Consider the following 23,053-nt stretch of genomic DNA (forward strand, 5'->3'; position numbering starts at 1 on the left):
GGAAGACTGCGCCCACACTCCTAGCGAAAGACCCGCAGCTGGAACGGTTTAGCCCCAGCTAGCGGCGGCGCGGCGGTTGACGTCGCTCATATTGTCATTGCCTTGAGACACCGTGGTGGAGATGGTAGCTAGCACCGTGTTGAGCTCGGCGGCAGCTTTATCCCACTTGGCCTGCGCCGCGTTATATGCGGCAGCGCTCTCTCCCTCCCAGCTCGATACCATCGGCTGCAGGGTGGCCTTAAGGTCACCGAGGAGCCCGTTGATGCGGCCGGAGGTGGAGTTGATGTCGGCGGCGGCACCGGCGATGGCGCCGAACTGATACTTAATTCCAGACATTGCGTGTTCCTTATCTTCTGTGTGCTCGTGTGTGTTTCAGTGCGTGCGGCTGTAGGAGGCTGCGGCTCTGTTTACAGGGCCAGGCCCGCGCCGCCGACGTTGTCGAAGGACTGGGCATTATCCGCCTCGACCGAATCAAAGTTGCGGGCATTGTCCCTGATGTTGTCGCTGATGGCGGTCAGTGCCTCACGCAGTTGCTGTGCGGAGGAGTTGTAGCGCTGCATCAGGTTGTCAAAGGAAACCTGCGCGCGGCCTGCCCAGCTGGCGCGGACGGAGTCCACAACCCCCTGCAGACGGGTGAGCTCACCCTGTACCTCGTCATTGGTGGAGTCGACGCGGCCGGCGGTGGCCACCATTACGTCGGCTTCTGTGCGGAACGTTTGAGTCATTGTTCTCTCCCTTTCTTTGTTCCCTACCTGGGGCATGCCCCTTACTAAGGGCCTGATGTGTGTTTCTTCCCCCCGAGAAGCACCCTGTGTCCTTCTCACCCTTATTGGACTGAGTTAGTGGCGTATCGGTTCCCACCGGTTTCAAAGTTTTTAATTTTTCTGGTTTCCCGCTGCTTAGTCCTTCTTGACCAGCGATTCCACTGCCATTCGGCACGCTGCCTTCTGCACCACGTTGGGTTCAAACTTGGTGTGGCAGCCCACGGACATCTGGTGGCCTTTGTCCTCCCACATCATCCAGGTCACCCGCGAGCCATCGCCGGGGTCTTCGGTATAGGTCAGCCGCCCGGACTCCTCCACCGGGTCGCGGAGGGCGGGATCGGATTCAATCTGTTCCTTGATCTCCGTGAAGAGGACGTCAACGGGCACGTTGAAAAGCGGATCCGCAGCCACAAGGATCCGCAGGTTGGGATCCTCACCGGCCGCGGTAACGAGCCCATCTTCCACGCTGGTACGGAAACCCTGGGGCAAGACCAAGGACATCCCTTCCACGTCGATGGCTTGTTGGCCCGGACGCAACTGCGCGCTTCCGGTATCCCCGGGCGAAGCGTGCGCCGCGCCCTCCTCAGGCTGCGCATCCGAGCTCTGGGTCGGGGCCGTACCCGGCGAATGGGCAGCACTGGAGGTACTCACCGCCGTCTGGTGTGGTGTCGCGGCTGCTAGGGCTGCGTCTTTGCGTCCCACGGCCCACCAGGACACCCCGGCCACGACGAGCACCATGACCACGATGGCGATATAGAAAGGGTCGATGCCTCCCACGAGCGCGGAAAGGCGGTGCGGTGCCGCGCGGTGGGAGCGTCGCGCGCACGTGGCTCGCGGCCGCTCAGCGGTCACGGTGTCTGCATGGTCCTCGCCGTTCCCATCCACAACCGCCCGGGTAAGAGCCGGTGTTTGTTTCACCACCGGCGGCGATGGTTCTGGTTCCACTACCGTCGCGCCTGCGCCGGTCAGTTGGCGGCGCAGGATGCTCACTGCCTCGTCAGTGATGTCCGTTCCGGATGGATCCGCTACCACCTCAGCGCTTACCTCCGGCCAATCCGCCCCACAGACCTTTTCTGCCTGGTCAAGGACGGCGTCGAGCGCCCAGCCTTCGACGATGCCAGTGCCGGGTAGGTCATAGCGGTAGATCGTCTCCGGCCCCTCATAGATCGTGGCGGCGTCGAGCACCGTGATAACGAGTGTGGTCTCTGGCGTAGTCGACGGTGTGCGCAGTGCATGAGTCGCGGTCATTGGTTATCTCCCTTGCTGGATGTGGTGTGTGTTGGTTCTTCTGGTGCGTCGGGGTCCGGCACATACACCTGTGCCAGGCCTTGGGGCGCCCCACGCACGACCCATTGGCCGCGTCCGGGCGGCAGCGCTACCGGTTTGATGCCGAAGATGGCGCCTTCGTCGCGGTCGGCGTCGAGAAGCAGCAGTGCCGGCTGTAGGTCGCGCACTGCCGAGAGGAACTGACCAAACAGCGCGCGCCCAATTCCTCCTGATTTGCGCGCGAGTACTAGGTGCAGGCCCACATCGCGGGCGTGCGGGAGAATCTCCACAAGTGGTGCCAGGGCAATGTCGCTGACCAAGTCGAGATCATCGATGACAAGGTAAATATCCGGCCCCTCCCACCAGCTCCGCGCGGCCAACTGCGCGGGAGTGACCTCGGGGCCGGGAAGGCGCTGCTCTAAGGTGCGGACGGTATCGAGGATGGCCTGGGTGGCCGCGCTTGCCGACGCCCCATATACCGCCACCATCTCCTCATCCAGCGTCCCCAAATGTGCCCGGCGCTCATCGATAACCACCAGGCGGGCTTCCTCCCGGTTCAGCTGGCTGATACCGGCGAGAATCACGCTGAGGAACTGCGACTTACCGGAACCTTGAGAACCAATACACACCAGGTGGGGCTGCGTGGTCGGCTCCCACGTCAGAAGGTCCAGGTCCGGCCCGCCAATTCCCCAGGCCACCCCGGCCGGTGGGCTGCCTACCGGTTGTGGAAGCTCGGTAAGCAAGGCGGGCAGCATCTTCAACGGCGGGACCGGCTGGGCGTCCGCATGCACTCCGCAGATATGAGCGATATCCTGCGGGGACGTCGCAGCGAAAAGCAGGTTCTCCCCCGCCAGCGTGATGCCCCGACCGGGCGCTGCCGGGAGTTTCTGTTGTGCTTTGCGGTCAATGAGGGAATCCATGGCTTCGCCCAAGCGCAGCTCGAGGCGCGCCGCGATAAGGTCCCGGATTGACGGCCGCAGGCTGGTCCACCGCGCCGCTGCGATGAGGACGTGAACGTGGGAAGACGCACCATCTGCAACCAGCTGAGTAATCGGCTCGGCGAGATCTTCAAAATCCGCCCCGGAGGTGCCAATGTGGTGCCAGCCATCCACAATCAGGAAGGTGTGGCGGGATTCCGGACGGCGCACGAGACCAGCGACTTCGTCGACGATGCGCCGTACCTTCTCTGGTTCCTCACGGCCGGCCACCCCGGCCACGTGGGGCAGCCGTTCCAGAACCTGCAGTTGCCCGCCGCCCAAGTCAATGACATAAAAGCGCACCTGATCCGGCGAGTGCCGCAGGGCCATCCCGGAGGCGATACTGCGCAGCGCCATTGACTTGCCCGACTGCGGCCCACCGCACAGCGCCAGGTGCCCGCCACCCGTCGTGAAGTCCACGGTGAGCGGGTCTTGGCGCTGGTGGTAGGGGCGGTCGATAAGCCCCACCTCGGCGCGCAGCTCGCCACCCGCGCCGGGCGGTTCTACCTGCACAGCGGCGACACTGGACAGCTCCACCACGGCCGGCAAGGGCGGCAACCAGATTCGCCGCGCTGACTGGCCACGCCCGGCGGCTTCGTCCCGGGCAGCAGCCACCACGGTGTCCAGGAGGGTGCTCGAGGAATCCACGAGTACCGCATAGTCCACGTCCTCTACCGCAGCGCGGTGCCCGGTGAAAAGCTCCAGGCGCGCCGTGTGCTGTGCGGAAGCATCATCTTCTAGGGCTACCCGGCGCGTCACCGGGCCGGACACATAGGAGGCCTGGAGCCGCGTGGGGGCATCGGCATCGGTCTTGAGGTAGCCGGCTCCCGGCTGGGCGGGGAGGTGGTAGGCGTCGGGCACACCGAGGACCTGGCGGGACTCCCCGGCGGAGAATGTCTTCAGGCCAATGCGGTAGGACAGGTGCGAATCCAATCCCCGTAGGCGCCCTTCTTCTAAGCGCTGGGAGGCCAGCAGCAGGTGCACGTGCAGTGAGCGGCCGAGCCTTCCCACTGCGACAAAGAGCTCGGCGAAGTCCGGGTGCTGGCCCAACAGTTCCGAGAACTCGTCCACCACGATGACCAGCGCCGGCAGCGGCCCGTGCTCCGCCACCGCGGCAGCGGAGGCGTTGAACTCGCCCACATTGGCAAAGTTGCCGGCCTTGCGCAACAGCTCTTGGCGGCGGTTCATCTCCCCGGAGATGGCATCGTACATGCGCTCCACCAGGGTAGATTCCTCCTCCAAGTTGGTAATCACGGCGGAGGTGTGCGGTAGCTCCTCGCAGCCGAGAAAGGTCGCGCCGCCTTTGAAGTCCACGAGCACGAGGTTGAGCTCCTCCGGGCTATGTGTGGCGGCTAGGGCCACGACGAGCGTCCTGAGCAGCTCCGATTTTCCGCTGCCCGTAGCACCGATGCACAGTCCATGCGGGCCCATGCCACCCTGCGCCGACTCCTTCAGGTCGAGCACCACCGATTGGCCGGACTCGTCTACGCCGATGGGCACGCGCAGGCGTTCGGCCGGGCTGCGGCCATGCCACATGCCGGAGGCCTGCAGCGCATCCACATCCCGGTGGCCCAGCAGCACAGGGAGGTCCGCATCGCGACCGTGCCGTGGCGTTGCCGTAGCATCGCCGCCGAAGGGGCGGTGATAGGGCGCAAGGGTACGGGCGTGGAGGAGGGCCGTGGGAACGTCGACAAGCGCGCAGCTGCCCAGTTCCTCCTCCCCCGCAGCGGTGACCACGGACAGCGCGCCTTCCGCCCGCAGGTAAATGCCTTCTTCCTCCGCACGGCGGCCAAGCGGCGAATGAGGTGTGACCCCCACGGCGATGGTGGTCGTCGGGGCGTCTCCCGGCGCTCCCTCTCTGTCCAGTACACCGCTATGCCGGTGATCCTCCTCCACGACGCGGATACGAAACTGAGCGCTCTCTGGTTCTCTCGAGTGCGGCAGCCACTTCAACCATTCCCAGCTCTCCCCGTGGTACTCAATGCCCACGGTTTCCGGGCCATGCAGCACCGCTAGGTGCAACAGCAGCGCGCGGGCCATACCGTGCGCATCCGCACCGGCAAGCCCCACGATGGGGAAGGCTTGGAGCTGGATGACCACCGGCATATCCGCCAGCGTTCCCACCGCGCGCACGGTCTGGCGCAGGCTCACCGCACACACCGGGTCGAGGTCTTCCGCGGCACCCGAATCTGGGACATTGATCGGCGTGCACAGAGCCATTGGCCCAGTTCCCACCCGCACCTCCAGTGCATCCGGGGCATCCGCATCCCGCTCCCAGAGGCGCGACGTCGGAATCAACGCGCCAACCTGCCCAGGCTCAGGATTGCGGTGTTCCTCATGCGCGCGTTGCGCCGCCCCGCGCTCCAGCGCCTCCTCGCGCAGCGCCTTGAGGTGACGCAGGTACGTCCGGCGGGTTTCGTCCGGATCCTGCCCGCCTCCCTGCGGGTTGAACATCATGGCCATGCTGGCCAGCATCATGAGCGGGAACATGAGGCTCATGGGGCTCATCCGGCGCGCATCGCCCGCGCCGAGAACCATGAGCGCCACCATGCCCACCATGGCCGCGATCATCACCAGCGGCATAAGCAGGCGTACCAACGGAACGGGTTGGGCACGGGCCGCCTCCGGCACGGCCTCGGCATCAATGCTGCCCTGCGGCAGCGGTGGCGCTGGTTCCCGATATGACGACAACCCGGTGTCAACGACGCGTGTAGGTACGCGCATGTCAAAGTCCTTCCCCCCGAAGTACTCCACCGCCTCCTTAAGCGGTGGACAGCGTGCCACCAGTAAGCCACAATGTGAGGCAATGGGCAAGGGGTTGCCCAGAAATTTTTCTCGGGGGAGGTATTTTCCATGACTCGCGCACTCGCGCATTCTGTCCGCGTCACCGTCCGTATACACGCAGGCCAGACCCGCAAAGAAGCGGATATCTCACTGCCACTTTCTTCTAGTCTCGGGGAGGTGCTGGGGGAGCTGCTCGTGCTTGTCGACGTTCCCCCAGCCCCCATCCTGTGGCGCGCCACTACCGCGGCTGGCAAGACCATATCGATGACCACCCCGCTGGATCGCACCAGCGTGGAAGAAGGCTCCGTGCTGGTGCTTAGCCCGGATGCACCGGCGCCGGCGCCCATCGTGCGCGATGCCGCGGAAGCACTTGCCGCCGATGTCTCCGCCACACAGCTTTCTGGCCTGGCTGGGCTGTGGGGTGTGGCGGGCCTCATCGCGGGCGGTGGGCTCCTTGCCGCAACACTGTCCCCCACGGTCGGCTGCGCCGCCACTGCGCTCCTCGCCCTCGTTCTTGCGGTATGGACGCGGCGAGGATCTCTGCTCGCCGCCGCGCACGTCGCCGCGGGGCTGGCAGGCGGGTTAGCCACTGGCACAGCTTTTGTCGCTGGACCTGCAGGTACCGCGGTGTCGGCGGCACCCGTCGTGGGGGCCGCAACCGCCGTCGGTACGACAGCGGTGCTCTCCCACCTGGTACGCATCGGTGGGCTGCGGTACCGGGCTACTGCCGCGACGTGGTGCCTGCTCGTGCTCGTCGGTCTCCTCGGCCCCGCTCCGCTCCTCGCCGCCACCGTGGGCCTGTTGGCGGGCGCTCCCCTGCTGACCACGCGGCTGGCGGGTCTGCGCGTGCCGCAGCTTCCCACCGCCGGGCAAGACTTAAGCATCTCGGACGAGGTACCCACCGATAACGCGCTTACTGCCCGGCGCGCTGGGCAGGCCTACGAGGGCATCGCGGTGGGCTGCGCGGTGGCGGGCATCCCTGCCCTGCTCCTCGCTGCATTGAACGCCAACGCGGCGGCAACCCAGGGAGCCTCCCAAGCGCTGTGTGTGAGTATCGCTGGCGGGGTCGTCGTGCATGCAGCACGCCATGCTCGGCCCATTGCTGCGTGGGCACTGGGGATCTATGGCCTCGCCGCTGCTAGTGCCGCGGTGGCTGTGCCATTGCGCGAGTGGCAGCTGCTTTCTGCGCCAACCACGGAAACATGGGTGCTCAGCGTCGTCGCGGGGCTCATCGTTGTGGCCATGCTTTCAGTACCTGTGTGGGCAGGCAAGCTACGGCAGATTGAACCGACCACCATCGTGTGGTTCGAGCGCGCCGAAGCCCTCGCACTGGCCGCGTGCCTGCCGCTCGCCGCGCACCTAGCGGGGCTCTTCGAGTTCATTAGGGGGTTGGGCGCATGATAGCTCTGACCAGAGTCGGCGCCGCCAGCGCTGCTCTTGGCGCTGGTCTGGCATGGGGGTCCTGCGTGTTGCCCGGGCCGGTAGCTGCTGCCCGCGAGCCAAACACCGCGTGCGCGGAGGCTACCCTCGCCGCGGAAGGGCCACAGCCTTCCGCGCAATACTCGGACTATCGCGCGCGGCTGCACTCTTTTGCCACGGGGGCCGGGGTGAAGGTCGCGGTCATCGACACCGGAGTGGCCGCGCACCCCCAGCTGCGCGTGACACCGGGAGCGGACTTCGTGACCCCAGACGAGCCCGACCCGCTGCGGGACTGTGACCTGCACGGAACGGTGGTGGCCGGGGTCATTGCGGGAAAAGAGCTCGGCGTGGCCCCGGATGCGGAGATCTACGCCATCCGGCAGACCAGTTCGCATTTCAGGCAACCGGCGCCGGATAACTCGGCAAGGCCCGATGGTTCAGCGGAGGCAGACCACGGTTCCGGAACGCTGGCCAGCCTGGCTGCCGCCATCGAGGATGCCGTGAACGCGGGAGCCCAGGTCATCAACGTCTCCGTCGTGTCCTGCGTCCCGCCGGATGCCGCCTCACGGGTGGATCGATCGGGCTTGGACGCAGCGCTGCAGCGCGCAGAAGACGCTGGGGCGGTGGTGGTGGCGGCGTCGGGAAACGCGACATCCGGTGGCTGTGAACAAGGTGATGTGGTCTTCCCCGCCGTAGCGGATACTGTCCTCGCGGTTGGCGCCCTAGCCACGCCGTACGACCTTGCGGATTACTCCATCGCTGCACCTCTCAGCGCAGAGGGTAACGTTCCCCTCGCCTTGGAACCCGGCGGCGGCTGGGCCAGTGCCAAGGGGGATACCCTGTTTCAGGGCACGTCCTTCGCCGCGCCGCTGGTCAGCGGAACGCTCGCTCTGTTGGTGCAGCGCTACCCCGACGAGTCCCCGGCGCAGCTGCGCCAACGCATCATCGATTCCGCCGAGCCCGGCCACGGGGTAGTCGATCCCCTCACCGCGGTGACCTTTCGGCCTGCGGCCGAAACCCGCGAGGAGCGTTCCTTTGCGGTGACACCACTGGCGGCACCGGCCGCCCAAGGCTGGCCTATGGTGCGCCTACTCCTCGGGGCCTTGGGGTTCCTCGTCCTTGTAGCTGTTATCAGTGCTCATTCTTTAAGGCCGCCGCACGGCTCAAGGCAGAACCTTCCGGCAGCAGACGCAGAATCTCCCACGGCACCCGCTCCGGTTCCCCCAGGCCCAGCGCGTTTAGCTCCCCGGCGCTAGCCAGCTCGTGGCGCCTGCCGGTGGCAGAGACCACATGGTAGCCATGCCCGCTGTCCACGCCCACGCCCGCCTGTAGACCGGCGAAACGCTGCGCCGCCGAATCACCCGGCAAGTCCACGGTGGCTGACACCGGGCGAGTCGTACCGGCTCCATGCTGGTGCGTCGCGCACAACCAGCCGCGCTCCGGAGACAGGAAGTCCATCCGGGTAGCCGGGAGGTTGAAGGTCGGTGGAACGTCGCCAAGCGCGGCAACCTCCTGCGACTGTGCCGGCAGACGCTGCGCGCCCATGCCGACGAGCATCTCCGCTTGCGTGGGGGTTATGGAGAAAACGCCCTGCTCGGTTCGCGCCCACAGCTGTTCGCCGGTATCCAGAATCTCAGGTGGCACGGCTGGGAAACTCAGCGGCTCCAGTTCGGCGAAGGCATTGAGTAGCTCCGCCGGCACGCTCCACACCGCCGTCTCCGCGGTCATCCCCAAGGCGCGGCGCAGTACCCTGCCTTGCGTGCTCGTGGCCTCGGGCAACACGACGCGCCCTTGGCCGGTGAGCAACCACTGAGTGCCCTCGGATTCCGCCACGGCGGCGTGCTCTTCGTCGAAGCCGGGAACGGCGTGGTGCGCCACCACGGTCACGGTGCCAACGCGACTGCTGGACTGCCAGTTCTCCCCTTCGGTGGATTCCTCCAAGCAGGCTGACCAGCTTGGCTCCTCCCCCGTCGCAGCGGCAAGGAGGTTCGGGGCATCCGCAATCCCCAGCGGGGTGCCTAAGCTTATCTGGTCTAGAAAGCTATCCCCGGCCGCATGTGGCTCCACCGCTTCGTTGGCAATGAGCCGGGCCGACGCCAGGTTTGCCACCGGGTGGTAGGTGCCATTGACCAGCGCTAAAAGCTGTCCCTCTGCAGAACGGACCACGGGCGCATCCCCGGGTTGCGGATCCGGTTGCATCCACGCAATGAGTCCAGAGCCGAGGCTAAGGAATGCGACTGCGGCTACTCCACCGAGCAGTGCACGCCTTCGCCGCTTCAGCGGATCATGGATCATCCTGATATCACCGAAAACGAGGCCGTGCTCGAGCCGGCGCAACAAGAACTTGTGGCCCGATACCTGGGCCTTGGTAGTAGGCAACGCGCGTGCCATGAAAATCCTCCCCGAATCAGTGCACCACCCTCCCTGGTGCAGTGGGGTCTAGATTAACCCAACTCCGTGTCCTCCGCAGCGCGACGGCTGCGGGTCATCTTCGCGCGTGCAGCCAATTGGTCTGCGTCGGGATAGTCCACGCCAACCAGGCTCAGCCCCGCGGCCGGGGCGAGGGGAATCTGGGAGGATCTGCTGGTTTCCTGAAGCATCTGGGCCGCAAACTCCACCTCGCGGGAACCTTCGCCTACCCGCAGACAGCACCCCACGAGGCAGCGCACCATGGACCAGCAAAACGCATCGGCGCTAACGTGTGCCTCATAGAGCTGCGGTTCTGCGGGCGTTGAGACGTCCTTCCACTCGAAGGCGAGCAACTCGCGGATGGTCGTGGCGTGTGGCTTGGCCTTACAGAAAGCCACGAAATCGTTGAGCCCCACCAACTGGTCGGCTGCGGCCTGCATCAGCTCCAAGTCCACTGGCTTGAGCCACGTCGCGGTGTCCCGGGCACGGGTGGGAAGCGCACCGCGCGGATGCGTAGTGATGCGGTAGACGTAATGGCGGCGCAGCGCGGAAAAACGTCCGTCGAAGTCTGGCGACACCTCGGTGCAGGCGTGCACGCGGACGTCGACGGGCAGCAGCTTGGCCAAGCGCCGGACCAGTTTGGTGGGATCGCCATCAATGCTGCGCTGGCTCAGTGCGGCACGGGTGGTGTCCAAGTGCGCGACCTGGCCGCTGGCATGCACGCCCGCGTCGGTGCGCCCGGCCACGGTGAGCTCCACTGGGTGGCGCAGCACCATGCTCAGCTTTTCTTCTACGGTCTGCTGCACGGTGCGAAGGCCGTCCTTTTGACGGGCCCACCCGTGGAAGTCAGTGCCGTCATAGGCCAAGTCCAGTCGCAGGCGAACGCTTTCACTCATGGGGGTTGATGATACCGTGTGCTCGACGTGCCGTGGGGACTGCGTCCGTGGTCCATTTTAACAAATAAGGGTCCAAAAATCGCAGTTTTCAGGCCTCTATTTGTTAAAACGGTACATCCCCCAGCACGGCTCCCCGCTTTGCTCGGGCACGCAAAACGACAAAGGCCCACGCCCCACCACAGTGGTGAGCGCGGGCCTTGCTTAGACCTCAGAAAAGTTACTTCTCCTCGGTGGTCTCCTCAGCCTCAGCCTCGGTAGCCTCAGCCTCTTCAGCCTTAGCTTCCTCAGCCTGCTTGGAGGCAGCAGCGCGGGTAGCGCGGTTAGCCTCGGAGGTCACGGTCTCCTCGAGAACGAGGGAGATCTGGGACATCGGGGCGTTGTCGCCGGAGCGGTTGTCCAGCTTGATGATGCGGGTGTAACCACCCTCACGGTTCTCGAACTTCGGTGCCAGCTCGTCGAAGAGGTAGGCAACAACATCCTTGTGCGGGATGAGCTTGAGAACTGCGCGACGGTCAGCAACGGTGCCGGCCTTCGCCTTGGTGATGATCTTCTCAGCGTAAGGACGAAGCAGCTTCGCCTTAGCGTCGGTGGTCTTGATTGCGCCGTGCTCGAACAGGCTCGCTGCCATGTTGCTCAGCAGGTGCTTCTGCTGGCTGGCGGAGCCGCCGAGACGCGGACCCTTCTTGGGGGTAGGCATTATGTACTCCTCGTGTGCGGATTAATTGAGCGCGCGACGGGGCGCGGTTGCCGCGCCGTCACGATTCAGTGGAATTCTTTACTCGGAATCGTCGGAAGCCGGGTCCTTGAAGTCGCCGGTCTCTGCGTCGTAGCCTTCAAGCTGGGTCGGGTCGAAGTCCTCAGGGGTGTCCTTGAGGGCCAGGCCCAGGTTAGCCAGCTTGATCTTTACCTCGTTTATCGACTTCTGACCGAAGTTGCGGATGTCCAGCAGGTCCGACTCGGTGCACTCAGCGAGCTCACCGACGGTGTGGATCTCCTGGCGCTTCAGGCAGTTGTAGGAGCGGACGGAGAAGTTCAGATCCTCGATCGGCATGCTGTAGGCGGCGATGTACTCCGTCTCCTGCGGGGACGGGCCAATCTCAATGCCCTCAGCGGCGGTGTTCAGCTCGCGTGCCAGGCCGAAAAGCTCGACCAGGGTGCCACCGGCGGAAGCCAGGGCGTCGCGTGCGGAAATCGAGTTCTTGGTCTCGACGTCAATGATCAGCTTGTCAAAGTCAGTGCGCTGTTCAACACGAGTAGCTTCGACCTTGTAAGAGACCTTCAGCACCGGGGAGTAAATCTGGTCGACCGGAATGCGGCCGATTTCTCCCGAGGTGGCGGCGGCCGGAACGTAGCCACGGCCGCGCTCGACGACGAGTTCCATCTCCAGCTTGGCGGACTCATTCAGCGATGCAATGTGCAGATCCGAGTTGTGGATCTCCACGCCAGCCGGCGGCTGGATATCGCCTGCAGTGACCTCACCCGGGCCTTCCTTGCTCAGGTACATGACCACCGGCTCATCGGAGTCGGAGGACAGAACCAGGCCCTTGACGTTAAGGATGATTTCGGAAACGTCTTCCTTCACACCATTGATGGTGGTGAACTCGTGGAGCACACCGTCAATCTTGATGGAGGTTACTGCCGCGCCCGGGATAGACGAAAGCAGCGTGCGACGAAGCGAGTTACCGAGGGTGTAACCGAAGCCCGGCTCGAGCGGCTCGATGACGAACTTAGAGCGAGACGAGTCGATGAATTCCTCGGTGAGCTGAGGACGCTGGGAAATAAGCATGGAGTTTCTCCTTGTCGGCGCCCGCTATTTGACGCCGGTAGAAGTGGTAAAGATAAAAGCGTCGAAGGATTACTTCGAGTAAAGCTCGACGATGAGCTGCTCCTGCAGCGGAACGTCGATCTGAGCGCGCTCGGGCAGCTGGTGCACGAGGATGCGCAGGGTGTCCGGAACGACCTGCAGCCACGCCGGAACGTTGGCGTCAACCAGGCGGTCCTGAGCCTCTTCGAACCATTCCATCTTCTGGGAACGCTCACGAACATCAATGATGTCATACTGCGTAACGCGGAAGGACGGAACGTTGATCTTCTTGCCGTTCACGGTGAAGTGACCGTGGGAGACAAGCTGGCGAGCCTGGCGGCGGGTGTTGGCCAGACCTGCGCGGTAGATCACGTTGTCGAGACGGGACTCGAGCAGAACGACGAGGTTGTCACCGGTCTTGCCCGGGAGACGGTTAGCCTCGGCGTAGTAGCGGCGGAACTGACGCTCCAGCACACCGTAGGTGTACTTTGCCTTCTGCTTCTCCTGGAGCTGCAGCAGGTACTCAGATTCCTTGATGCGGTTGCGGCCAGCCTGTCCCGGAGGGTACGGGCGACGCTCAAATGCCATGTCGCCGCCGACCAGGTCGACGCGCAGACGGCGGGATACGCGGGTAGCGGGGCCAGTATAACGAGCCATTTTCTTACCTCTTCCTTTCCCTTAAACCTTGCGGCGCTTGGTCGGACGGCAGCCGTTGTGCGGCTGTGGGGTGGCATCCGTGATCGAGGAAACCTCGAGGCCTGCAGCCTGCAGGGAACGGATGGCGGTCTCGCGGCCGGAGCCCGGACCCTTGACGAAAACGTCAACCTTCTTCATACCGTGGTCCATGGCCTTGCGGGCCGCGTTCTCAGCAGCCATCTGCGCTGCGAACGGGGTGGACTTACGGGAACCCTTGAAGCCGACGTGGCCGGAGGATGCCCAGGAGATGACAGCACCGTGCGGGTCCGTGATGGACACGATGGTGTTGTTGAAGGTGGACTTGATGTATGCGTGGCCAGCGGCCACGTTCTTCTTTACGACGCGACGACCACCACGGCGCGCGCCGGAACGAGTCTTGGGTGGCATGTTTTACTTCTTCTTTCCTGCGATCGTCTTCTTCGGACCCTTGCGCGTACGAGCGTTGGTCTTGGTGCGCTGACCACGAACAGGCAGGCCACGACGGTGGCGGATGCCCTGGTAGCAACCGATTTCAATCTTGCGACGGATGTCAGCCTGAACCTGGCGGCGGAGGTCACCCTCGACCTTCCAGGTAGCTTCAATGACGTCACGCAGCGCCGACAGCTGATCGTCGTCGAGGTTGTCGGTGCGCAGGTCGGGAGAAATGCCGGTCTTTTCCAGCAGTTCCTTGGCACGGGACGGCCCGATGCCATAGATGTAGGTGAGAGCAACCTCCATGCGCTTGTTGCGCGGGAGGTCAACACCAGCTAGACGTGCCATATGGCTAGTCCTTTCGGGTTGTTACGATGGTTTTCTCCTCATCCGTCCCCCGCCACGCATACGCTTCGCCCCGGGCCGTGCCGGGGAAACTGTGGGCATGCTTAGCAGCGTGGGCTCAGGCCATCGCAGCCTGAGGTAAAAAAGGACGCACCAAGGGCGCGTCCCGTGGGTGAGGAGGCTTACTGTCTTTACTTGTAGCGGTAGACGATTCGTCCGCGGGTCAGGTCATAAGGAGACAGCTCCACAACAACGCGATCCTCTGGGAGGATGCGGATGTAGTGCTGACGCATCTTGCCCGAGATGTGGGCAAGAACCTTGTGCCCGTTGTCGAGCTCGACGCGGAACATTGCGTTGGGCAGGGGTTCGACAATGCGACCCTCAACCTCGATTGCGCCTTCCTTAGCCATAACCTCTACTTTTCTGATGGAGTTCTTTACGCCGCGCTTGGCGACGTCTCCACCTGCATGTTTGGTGTCTACTGCCTGGTGCCCTCAGCAGCCAATCCGGCTACGTACAGACACCAGCACTAAAGCATACGCTGCAAGCACCCGTTTTCCAAATACGGTTAGTGCAGCACAGCAGGTTTTCGCTCGAAGACACGCCGCGAAAACGCAGTAACCTCCCGTCACTGTCAAGCGCGGGAGGTAGAAGGCCTGTAGCGGTGGCTCACCCACCGCTACGTTCTAGTAGATGAAGACCTTGGAACCAACCGGAACATCGTTCCAGTAGCGCACGGCATCCTGGTGGGTCAGGCGCACGCAGCCATTGGACTGGTAGGCCGGGGAGCCCTCGTGGAAGGCGTGACCATTGTTCGTGAAGTACATTGCGTACGGCATCGGTGCGTTACCGAATTCCCACGAGATCTCGTCCTTCACCTTACGGTTGATGTAGTACGTGCCGGCCGGGGTTTCCTCCCCCGGCTTACCGGTGGACATGCCCTGAGCAACGTAGGTGACATTGCCGTTGCCGTCCTGCAGCCAGGTGCGGCGACCGTCGCGGTCCACGCACACGCGGGCATCCGCCGGGCACGGGCCTGTATTGAACTTCTGCGCTTGACGCTCCGCCTCAGCCTTACGGGCTGCTTCCTCAGCAGCGGCCTTTTCGCGAGCGACCTGTTCAGCGTGGGCGCGCTCTTCAGCTTCGCGGGCGGCGCGGATCTCCGCGTTCTTCTGCTCGATGAGGCCGGGGAAGACGAGCTCAATAGCGCCGTCGATTACTGGGCGAAGAGCATCGGCTGCCTGCGGGTTAACATTCTGCAGTGCTTCCAGCATTTGGTTGCGGCTAGCCCACGCGTTCTCACGGGTCTGGCCTGCGAACTCATCAAGCTGGGACTGGACGTTGGAGGACAGGGAATCAATAGAGGGGACCGTCTGTGCATGTGCGGCCGGAGCGACCGAGAGAGTAGCGGTCAGAAGGCCGATTGCGGTGGCTCGGCGTAGGGAACGAGCACCAGCGCGGGAGCGAATTTTAGACATGGCAAGAAGTATAAACCTTTCGACCATGATTTCCTACCCGAGAGACGTATTTTAGTAGCGCGGGGTCAGGATTCGGGGACCATTCTCCGTCGCCGCGACGGTGTGTTCCCAGTGCGCCGACCACGAGCCATCGAGGGTTACCACGGTCCAGTCATCCTCGAGGACCTCGCTGTCCTCAGTACCCAGGGTCAGCATCGGCTCAATGGCCAACACAGAACCTTCCTGAATGAGGGGACCGCGCCCTGCCTTGCCTTCGTTGGCCAAGTAGGGCTCCTCGTGCATCTCTCGGCCGATGCCGTGGCCGCCGTAGCCATCGACGATAAAGAGCTCGACGCCGAATTTATCCTCGGCACGGTAGGTCGCCTGCTCGAGGGCAGCGGAGACGTCGGTCAGCCGGTTGCCCGGAACCATCGCTTTAAGCCCCTCGTGGAGGACCCATTCGGTGGCGTCGCTCAGCGCCTGCGCTTCGGCGCTGGGCTTGCCGACGCCAAACGTCCACGCACTATCCCCCACCCAGCCGTCGAGCGTGGCACCACAGTCGATGGAAACAAGGTCCCCCTCAGCCAGCAGCATTTCCTTACTCGGGATGCCGTGGACGATGACGTCGTTCACGGAGGCGCAGATGGAACCGGGGAACCCGCCGTAGCCCTTGAAGGTGGGCACGGCACCGGCATCGCGGATGGTCTGCTCGGCCACCTCATCGAGTTCCAGCGTGCTCACGCCCACCGCGGCGGCGGCGCGTACCGCCTGCAAGGCGCGGCCGACGATCTCGCCGGCCGCCTGCATGGCATCGAGCTCTCCTGGGGTGCGGGCGGGGATGATTTTAGTGCGTCGTCGAAAAGCCATGGCTTAAAAAGGCAGATTACTTGCCCATGGCCTTCAGGGTGCGCTCGTTGATCTCCTCAACGGACCCCTCAGCCTTCACGGAGATGATGGCGTCGCCGTAGTGCTCAATAAGCGGGAAGGTCTCCTCGCGGTAGACGCCCAGGCGGGTGCGGATGGTCTCCTCGGTGTCGTCTGCGCGGCCGCGGGCGAGCATACGCTCGACAACGACGTCCTCAGACACCTCAAAGTTCAGCACGCCATCGAGCTTCAGGCCCTTGTCGTCGAGGAGCTTCGCTAGGATGTCGGCCTGCTCCACGGTGCGTGGGAAGCCGTCGAGGAGGAAACCTTCCTTGGCATCATCCTGGTTAAGGCGGTCCTCTACCATGCGGGCGGTGACGTCGGTCGGCACCAGCTTGCCAGCGTCGATGTAGGACTTGGCCTCTACACCGAGCGGGGTGCCCTCACCAATGTTGGCGCGGAAGAGGTCACCGGTGGAGATGTGCGGAACGCCGAGCTTCTCGCTGAGGAGGGCGGCTTGGGTGCCCTTGCCGGCACCGGGAGGGCCAAGGAGTACGTAACGCATTACTTAAGCAGTCCTTCGTAGTTGGATTGTAGAAGCTGGGACTCGATTTGCTTGACCGTGGTCAGGGCAACCGAGACCATAATGAGGATGGCGGTACCACCGAAGGCGGAGGTGCCGCTGGCACCTGCAGTGCCCACTCCGAGATCCAGGAGGATATTCGGAAGGACGGCGATAACCGCGAGGTAGATCGAACCGACGAACAGCAGGCGGTTCATCACGAAGCCTAGGTACTCGGCGGTCGGTCGCCCCGGGCGGATACCCGGGATGAATCCACCATACTTCTTCATGTTGTCGGCCTGTTCCGCAGGGTCGTACTGAACCGACACGTAGAAGTAGGAGAAGAAGATGGTGAGCACAAAGTAGAGAACGATGTACTGCCAGGAACTCGGTGATTGCAGGTGAGCAATGACGTTGCGCTGCCACCAGTTATCGGAGACTCCCGGGGAGCCGGAGTTGACAATCTGGGTGATGAGCACCGGCATGTAGATCAGCGAGGAGGCGAAGATGACAGGGATAACGCCGGCCTGGTTGACCTTCAGCGGCAGGTAGGTTGAAGAACCACCGTACTGACGGCGGCCCACCATGCGCTTGGCGTACTGCACCGGGATACGGCGCTGACCCTGCTCGATGAAGGTAATGCCCGCGACGAGAACGATGAGGCCCGTGAGAACCATGGCGAAGACCAGACCGCCATTGTTCTGGAAGATGTTGACACCGTCGGTAGGAAGGCGCGTGGCAATACCGGCGAAAATCAGCAGCGACATACCGTTGCCGATTCCCTTCTCCGTAATCAGCTCACCCATCCACATCACCAGGACCGCACCAGAGGTCATGGTGATAACGAGCACGACGAGGGTGAAGAAGTTGCGGTCCTCCGCCAAGACGCGCACGCCCTGGCCCAGAAGCTGCTCGCGGTCCGCCAAGGCCACGATGCCTGCGGACTGCAGCAGGGCCAGCGCAAGGGTGAGGTAACGCGTGTATTGCGTCATCTTCGCCTGACCGGACTGACCCTCCTTCTTCAACTGCTCGAAGTGTGGAATAACCACGGTGAGCAGCTGCACGATAATGGACGCCGTAATGTACGGCATGATGCCGATGGCGAAGATAGATAGCTGCAGCAGCGCACCACCGGAGAACAGGTTGATCACCGAGTACAGGTTGCCGGACTCCTCCGTGAGGTCACGAAGACGGCCGGCGATGGTGGCGTAATCAACGCCCGGCGACGGGATCTGCGCGCCAACGCGGTAGAGAATAATCATCACGAGAGTGAAGATGATCTTCTTCCGCAGGTCGGCATCTTTGAAAGCCTGCAAAATGGCGGACACTACTCAATCCTCCTGGCCTACCGCGCTTGCTGTGCGGTTCGAATTCGCCGCGCACGGGGGTGGATCTCATCTGTTCCTAATAGATAAGAACCCTCTTAAGGTCCTTCATAGGAACGGTTGGACAGTTTCGACCCCATTACCCTACCAGTCCCACCCCCTTTCGCCACATTGGCCCCGCGAAAACCAGGCTTATCCTTGTCGGATTAGTTTCCTCCTTAGCGCCATCAACGCATTGGGCCTACCATGGCCCGTGTTGCCCTAAGGCAATGTCCTTACAAGATTTCTACGTCTTTTCGACCTCTCAAGCGGCGTCCCGGGGCGTCTCAGAGCAAGGCCGTCTTCTATCTGCCTAACCTTGATCCGAAAGTAGTATGTAGTTTTATGAGTAAGCGATTCTCCCCAATGACCGTGGCTGAGATCATCGATACCTTCGTTCCCAGCCCCAACCCCTTCCGCTGGGAAGCTTTCGACGGTTCCGCAACCGGCCCAGCCGACGCGCAGTTCACCGTCAAAATTAATAACCTGCAGGGCCTAGCCTACATTGCCACACACCCGGGCGATGTTGGCTTTGCCCGCGCCTATGTCACCGACGGGATCACCGTCGAGGGGGAACACCCGGCACACCCCTACGGCATCTTCGATGCGCTGCACGCCATGTATGACAAGTTCTGCCGCCCAGACGCGAAAACCCTTGCTCGCGTCGCGCGTTCCTTGGCTTCGATGGGTGCTTTTCAAATCCAGCCGGTCCCCGACGTCGAGCGCGCCTCGTGGCTGCGCCGCAAACTCCACGAGGGTCTGTCCAAACACTCCAAGGAGCGCGACGCCGAGGTCATCTCCGACCACTATGACGTGGGCAACGACTTCTACGAGCTCTTCCTCGGCGACTCGATGACATATACCTGCGCCTACTACCCCTCCCCCGACGCCACGCTGGATGGGGCCCAGGAAAACAAGTACCGCCTCATCTTCGACAAGCTGCGGCTCAAGGAAGGCGACCGCCACTTGGACGTCGGCTGTGGCTGGGGCGGCATGGTGCGCTACGCCGCCAAACGCGGTGTGAAGTCACTCGGTGTGACCTTGTCCAAGGAACAGGCAGAGTGGGGCCAGGCCAAGATCAAGCAAGAGGGCCTAGAAGACCTCGCAGAGATCCGCTTCCTGGACTACCGCGACGTCACCGAGGTAGGCTTCGACGCCATCTCCGCCATTGGACTGCTGGAGCACATCGGAGTCAAGAACTACCCGGACTTCTTCAGCTTCCTCCACGGCAAGCTCAAGCCGGGCGGCCTCATGCTCAACCACTGCATCACCTACCCGGATAACCACAAGACGCCGAAGGGCGGGTTCATCGACCGCTACATCTTCCCCGATGGCGAGCTTTCCGGATCCGGCACCATTACCAAGTCCATGCAGGATGCCGGCTTCGAGGTCGTCCACACGGAATCCCTCCGCTTCGACTACATGCGCACGCTGCATGATTGGTGCCAAAACCTCAAGGAGAACTGGGAGGAGGCCTGCTCGCTAGTGGGCCTTCCCACTGCCCGCCTGTGGGCCATCTACATGGCCGGCTCCGAGTGGGGCTTCGAGCACAACATCATCAACCTGTACCACTTCTTGGGCGTCAAACTGGGAAATGCCGGCTCCCGCGCCGGCGTGCCCGAGCGCCGCTGGTGGGAAGATTCGCGCTTCTAATTCTCAAAGGAGTTCTATGTTGATCGATTTCATCCGCAATCATCGCAACGTCGACGCAATAGAGGTCCCGCCGGTGGGCTGGAAGGCGCATGAGGAGGGCGTCGACAAGCTCCTGCGTAGCTTCCACACGGTGCCGAAAGATAAGCGCGTACGTTTGGCGAAGAAGACCTCGAACCTGTTCCGCGGGCGTAGCGGGCAGCAGGCGGGCCTCGACGTGTCCGGGCTGGGTGGTGTGATTGAGGTCGATCCCATCGCGCAGACCGCCGAGGTCCAGGGGATGTGCACCTACGAGGACCTCGTCGACGCCACTCTGCCGCACGGCCTCATGCCCTTTGTTGTGCCACAGCTCAAGACCATTACGCTGGGCGGCGCCGTGACGGGCATGGGGGTGGAGTCCACCAGCTTTCGCGATGGACTCCCGCATGAATCCGTCCTGGAGATGGATATCCTGACCGGCACGGGCGAGATTCTCACGTGCTCGCGCGAGGAAAACGTCGATCTCTTTCGCCTCTTCCCCAACTCCTATGGTTCCTTGGGCTATGCGGTGCGCCTCAAAATTGAGCTGCGCGCGGTGAAACCCTATGTGGAGCTGCGGGAGGTGCGCTTCCGCGACTTCGAGTCTTTGGCGCGCACGCTTGACGACGTCTCCCGCACCCGCACCTACGACGACGTCGAGGTCCACGGCCTCGATGGCGTGGTCTTCTCACCGGAGGAGTCATACCTCGTCATGGCCCGTTTCACCGACGAGGAGGGACCAACCTCGGACTACACGCGGGAGAAGATTTTCTACCGCAGCCTTCAGCACGCCCGTGGCATCCGACGCGACCGTCTCACGGTGCGAGACTACATCTGGCGCTGGGACACGGATTGGTTCTGGTGCTCGCGCGCGTTCGGCGCGCAGAACCCAGGTGTGCGCAGGGTGTGGCCGCGACAGCTGCGTCGCAGCTCCTTCTACTGGAAGCTCGTGCGTTTGGACCGCAAGTACGAGTTGGAGTACAACTTCATCAAGAAGCCGAAGGGCCTGCCCCGCGGCGAGCGCGTGGTGCAGGACATCGAGGTCACACCGGACAATCTGCCGGAGTTCTTGGATTGGTTTTTCCACGCCTCCGACATCCAACCGGTGTGGCTGTGCCCGATTCGGCTGCGCGAGGGCGTCGAAGACCTCATCGGTACTGGCTCGCTCGCCGCCGATTCCCCTGCCCCGTGGCCGCTATACCCCCTCCGCCCAGGACAGACCTGGATCAACGTGGGCTTTTGGTCGGGCGTGGAAGGCGATCACGTCGACCCTTCTGCCCCGGGCAATGGTGCCTTTAACCGCGTCATCGAGGCTAAAGTCAGCGAGTTAGGTGGGCACAAGTCGTTGTACTCAGAGGCCTTCTACTCCCCCGAGCAATTCGCCGAGCTCTACGGCGGTGACCTGCCAGAGCGCATCAAAGCCGTGACCGACCCCGACGACCGCTTCCCGGGTCTCTACGAGAAGACGGTCAACGACGCCTAACGGCCCCACATACTTTCCATGCCATAAGGTTTCTCCCAAAAGGCATTAATACCTTTTGAGAGATGCCTTTTGCGGCCCGGGGCTGCCCCGAACACGCCAAAGCCCTACCGAAGGCCACCGAAAGGTGGCGCCGCGGGAGGGCGGTGGCTCTCACAGAGCCTGTAAGAGAATTACTTGGTTGCGGTGGCGGTGCCGCCAGCAGCCTCGATCTTCTCGACAGCAGACTTGGAGAACTTGTCAGCGGTGACGTTCAACTTAACGTTGATGTCGCCGTTGCCCAGAACCTTGACCGGCTGGTTCTTGCGAACCAGGCCAGCAGCGACGATGTCTGCAACGGTGACGTCGCCACCGTCAGCGAAAGCCTCTGCGAGGTCTGCAACGTTGACTACCTGGTACTCAACGTGGTTCGGGTTCTTGAAGCCCTTAAGCTTCGGCAGACGCATGTGAATCGGCATCTGGCCACCCTCGAAAGCAGCTGGTACCTGCTTACGAGCTCCGGTGCCCTTGGTACCGCGACCAGCGGTCTTACCCTTGGATGCCTCACCGCGGCCGACGCGGGTCTTGGGCTTGTTGGATCCTGCGGCCGGGCGCAGGTCGTGGAGCTTGATGATATCAGCCATGGTTTACTCCCCTGCCACTTCTTCGACGGTGACCAGGTGACGCACCTTGTGAACCATACCGCGGATGATCGGGGTGTCCTGCTTAACTACAGAGTGACCGATGCGCTTGAGACCAAGCGACTCCATGTTTGCGCGGTGGTTCGGCTTGGTGCCCACAAGGCCCTTTACCTGAGTAATCTTCAGAGCCATTGCTTATGCCTCCTGACCTGCGCGCTTGCGCAGCATCTGGGCCGGTGCGACGTCCTCGAGGGACTTGCCACGACGTGCAGCAACTTCCTCCGGACGAACCAGCTGCTTGAGGCCGTCCACGGTAGCGCGGACGACATTGAGAGCGTTGTCGGAGCCCAGGGACTTCGACAGAATGTCCTGCACACCAGCGCACTCAAGCACCGGACGAGCAGCACCGCCGGCGATGACACCGGTACCCGGAGCGGCCGGCTTCATCATGACGATGCCAGCTGCGTCGCGACCCTCAACCGGGTGGGTAATGGTGCCAGCAATCATCGGAACGCGGAAGAAGTTCTTGCGAGCCTCTTCTGCACCCTTCTGGATTGCGGCCGGGACTTCCTTGGCTTTGCCGTAGCCGACGCCCACCATGCCCTGGCCGTCGCCGACGACGACGAGAGCGGTGAAGGACATGTTGCGGCCACCCTTAACGGTCTTAGCGACGCGGTTGATGGTCACAACGCGCTCGATGTACTTATCGCGCTCGTTGTCCTGGTGGTTGCGGCGGTCGTTACGACGGCCGTTGTTGCGACCCTTACGGTCGTTGTTGTTCTCGGCGGAGCGTCCGCCGTCACGCTGTTCACGGTCCGACATTAGGCGTTCCTTCCGTTGATGTTTCCGTATGCCTTAATCATTAGAACTGCAGACCACCTTCGCGAGCGGCGTCGGCCAGCGCAGCAACGCGGCCGTGGTACTTGTAGCCTGCACGGTCGAAGACGACCTGCTCGATGCCAGCGGCCTTGGCGCGCTCAGCGATGAGCTGGCCTACCTTGGCAGCCTTGGCCTTCTTATCGCCCTCGAGTGCACGCACGTCGGCTTCCATGGAGGAAGCTGCAGCCAGGGTGTGGCCGGCCAGGTCGTCGATGACCTGAACGTGCATGTGGCGGGAGGAGCGGTGAACGACCAGACGCGGTGCCTCAGGGGTGCCGCGGAGGGTCTTACGGATGCGGAAGTGGCGGCGCGCGCGTGCTTCACGACGACGCGAGGAAATGTCCTTGCCAACCGGGGTGCGCTTTGCGTTTTCAGTGTTAGCCATTGC

The 23,053-nt window shown here is 63.0% G+C and carries 23 protein-coding genes and 1 pseudogene; 4 read left to right on the forward strand and 20 right to left on the reverse strand.

All coding sequences use genetic code 11. From position 1 onward, the window contains the following. Positions 1–48 precede the first annotated feature (48 nt). The 4 genes from RDN59_RS01225 to eccCa all read right to left on the reverse strand — a co-directional run bounded on the left by RDN59_RS01225 (position 49) and on the right by eccCa (position 5,731). Entirely contained in the window at positions 49–336 is a 288-nt protein-coding gene (locus RDN59_RS01225) for a WXG100 family type VII secretion target (protein WP_071407385.1), read from the reverse strand. A gap of 71 nt (positions 337–407) precedes the next feature. Then, on the reverse strand, positions 408–725 hold the full coding sequence (locus RDN59_RS01230) for a WXG100 family type VII secretion target (RefSeq protein WP_046648440.1): 318 nt from the start codon (positions 723–725) through the stop codon (positions 408–410). Between the two features lie 174 nt (positions 726–899). After that, positions 900–2,012: a type VII secretion-associated protein gene (locus tag RDN59_RS01235; protein WP_308606214.1), complete on the reverse strand. Its 1,113-nt coding sequence runs from the start codon at positions 2,010–2,012 to the stop codon at positions 900–902. Continuing rightward, entirely contained in the window at positions 2,009–5,731 is a 3,723-nt protein-coding gene (gene eccCa, locus RDN59_RS01240) for a type VII secretion protein EccCa (RefSeq protein WP_308606215.1), read from the reverse strand. The genes RDN59_RS01235 and eccCa overlap by 4 nt, the downstream gene beginning before the upstream one ends. Before the next feature lie 129 nt (positions 5,732–5,860). On the opposite strand from eccCa, the gene eccD reads away from it, so the two are divergent. After that, positions 5,861–7,192, forward strand: coding sequence for a type VII secretion integral membrane protein EccD (gene eccD / locus RDN59_RS01245; protein WP_308606216.1), 1,332 nt, complete (start codon positions 5,861–5,863; stop codon positions 7,190–7,192). Further along, positions 7,189–8,157 (forward strand): annotated as a pseudogene (locus RDN59_RS01250) (S8 family serine peptidase); the annotation flags it as partial. The gene eccD and the pseudogene RDN59_RS01250, both read left to right, overlap by 4 nt. Before the next feature lie 184 nt (positions 8,158–8,341). On the opposite strand, the gene eccB reads toward RDN59_RS01250, so the two are convergent. The 12 genes from eccB to secY all read right to left on the reverse strand — a co-directional run bounded on the left by eccB (position 8,342) and on the right by secY (position 17,982). Next, positions 8,342–9,601: a type VII secretion protein EccB gene (gene eccB, locus RDN59_RS01255; RefSeq protein ID WP_308606217.1), complete on the reverse strand. Its 1,260-nt coding sequence runs from the start codon at positions 9,599–9,601 to the stop codon at positions 8,342–8,344. A 53-nt stretch (positions 9,602–9,654) separates the two neighbouring features. Then, the gene (gene truA / locus RDN59_RS01260) at positions 9,655–10,515 is read right to left on the reverse strand and encodes a tRNA pseudouridine(38-40) synthase TruA (RefSeq protein ID WP_308606219.1); all 861 of its coding nucleotides are present in this window, start codon (positions 10,513–10,515) and stop codon (positions 9,655–9,657) included. A 217-nt stretch (positions 10,516–10,732) separates the two neighbouring features. After that, complete coding sequence (gene rplQ / locus RDN59_RS01265; protein ID WP_308606220.1) at positions 10,733–11,212, reverse strand: 50S ribosomal protein L17; 480 nt, start codon at positions 11,210–11,212, stop codon at positions 10,733–10,735. 78 nt (positions 11,213–11,290) lie between these two features. Then, positions 11,291–12,301, reverse strand: coding sequence for a DNA-directed RNA polymerase subunit alpha (locus RDN59_RS01270; protein ID WP_010189530.1), 1,011 nt, complete (start codon positions 12,299–12,301; stop codon positions 11,291–11,293). A gap of 69 nt (positions 12,302–12,370) precedes the next feature. Then, the gene (rpsD, locus tag RDN59_RS01275; RefSeq protein WP_010189536.1) at positions 12,371–12,976 is read right to left on the reverse strand and encodes a 30S ribosomal protein S4; all 606 of its coding nucleotides are present in this window, start codon (positions 12,974–12,976) and stop codon (positions 12,371–12,373) included. A 21-nt stretch (positions 12,977–12,997) separates the two neighbouring features. Beyond that, positions 12,998–13,402, reverse strand: a complete 405-nt coding sequence (gene rpsK / locus RDN59_RS01280) for a 30S ribosomal protein S11 (protein ID WP_010189540.1) — start codon at positions 13,400–13,402, stop codon at positions 12,998–13,000. A gap of 3 nt (positions 13,403–13,405) precedes the next feature. Continuing rightward, entirely contained in the window at positions 13,406–13,774 is a 369-nt protein-coding gene (gene rpsM, locus RDN59_RS01285) for a 30S ribosomal protein S13 (RefSeq protein ID WP_039673764.1), read from the reverse strand. 188 nt (positions 13,775–13,962) lie between these two features. Next, complete coding sequence (infA, locus tag RDN59_RS01290; RefSeq protein WP_003854422.1) at positions 13,963–14,181, reverse strand: translation initiation factor IF-1; 219 nt, start codon at positions 14,179–14,181, stop codon at positions 13,963–13,965. Positions 14,182–14,457: 276 nt separating this feature from the next. Next, entirely contained in the window at positions 14,458–15,249 is a 792-nt protein-coding gene (locus RDN59_RS01295) for a L,D-transpeptidase (RefSeq protein WP_308606221.1), read from the reverse strand. Between the two features lie 51 nt (positions 15,250–15,300). Next, complete coding sequence (gene map, locus RDN59_RS01300; RefSeq protein ID WP_308606222.1) at positions 15,301–16,095, reverse strand: type I methionyl aminopeptidase; 795 nt, start codon at positions 16,093–16,095, stop codon at positions 15,301–15,303. A gap of 16 nt (positions 16,096–16,111) precedes the next feature. Beyond that, positions 16,112–16,657 carry an adenylate kinase gene (locus RDN59_RS01305; protein ID WP_046648459.1) on the reverse strand — a complete coding sequence of 182 codons (546 nt, stop codon included), beginning with the start codon at positions 16,655–16,657 and terminating at the stop codon, positions 16,112–16,114. Then, complete coding sequence (secY, locus tag RDN59_RS01310) at positions 16,657–17,982, reverse strand: preprotein translocase subunit SecY (RefSeq protein WP_071410146.1); 1,326 nt, start codon at positions 17,980–17,982, stop codon at positions 16,657–16,659. The genes RDN59_RS01305 and secY overlap by 1 nt, the downstream gene beginning before the upstream one ends. Positions 17,983–18,363: 381 nt before the next feature. Here secY and RDN59_RS01315 point away from each other — a divergent pair, with 381 nt between their 5' ends. After that, complete coding sequence (locus tag RDN59_RS01315) at positions 18,364–19,671, forward strand: class I SAM-dependent methyltransferase (RefSeq protein WP_308606223.1); 1,308 nt, start codon at positions 18,364–18,366, stop codon at positions 19,669–19,671. A gap of 16 nt (positions 19,672–19,687) precedes the next feature. Beyond that, positions 19,688–21,169: an FAD-binding oxidoreductase gene (locus tag RDN59_RS01320; RefSeq protein ID WP_308606224.1), complete on the forward strand. Its 1,482-nt coding sequence runs from the start codon at positions 19,688–19,690 to the stop codon at positions 21,167–21,169. Positions 21,170–21,339: 170 nt separating this feature from the next. On the opposite strand, the gene rplO is transcribed toward RDN59_RS01320, so the two are convergent. Genes rplO through rplR form a run of 4 tightly spaced genes read right to left on the reverse strand, consistent with a single transcriptional unit; the run spans position 21,340 to position 23,050 of the window. Beyond that, positions 21,340–21,789, reverse strand: coding sequence for a 50S ribosomal protein L15 (gene rplO, locus RDN59_RS01325; protein WP_308606225.1), 450 nt, complete (start codon positions 21,787–21,789; stop codon positions 21,340–21,342). Between the two features lie 3 nt (positions 21,790–21,792). Beyond that, positions 21,793–21,978 (reverse strand): 50S ribosomal protein L30, encoded by a 186-nt coding sequence (gene rpmD / locus RDN59_RS01330; protein WP_010189565.1) that lies wholly within the window; start codon positions 21,976–21,978, stop codon positions 21,793–21,795. 3 nt (positions 21,979–21,981) lie between these two features. Continuing rightward, the gene (gene rpsE, locus RDN59_RS01335; protein WP_158397055.1) at positions 21,982–22,608 is read right to left on the reverse strand and encodes a 30S ribosomal protein S5; all 627 of its coding nucleotides are present in this window, start codon (positions 22,606–22,608) and stop codon (positions 21,982–21,984) included. 40 nt (positions 22,609–22,648) lie between these two features. Further along, on the reverse strand, positions 22,649–23,050 hold the full coding sequence (gene rplR, locus RDN59_RS01340) for a 50S ribosomal protein L18 (protein ID WP_046648465.1): 402 nt from the start codon (positions 23,048–23,050) through the stop codon (positions 22,649–22,651). Positions 23,051–23,053: the final 3 nt, after the last annotated feature.

Source organism: uncultured Corynebacterium sp. (genome assembly GCF_902489365.1).
GTDB lineage: Bacteria > Actinomycetota > Actinomycetes > Mycobacteriales > Mycobacteriaceae > Corynebacterium.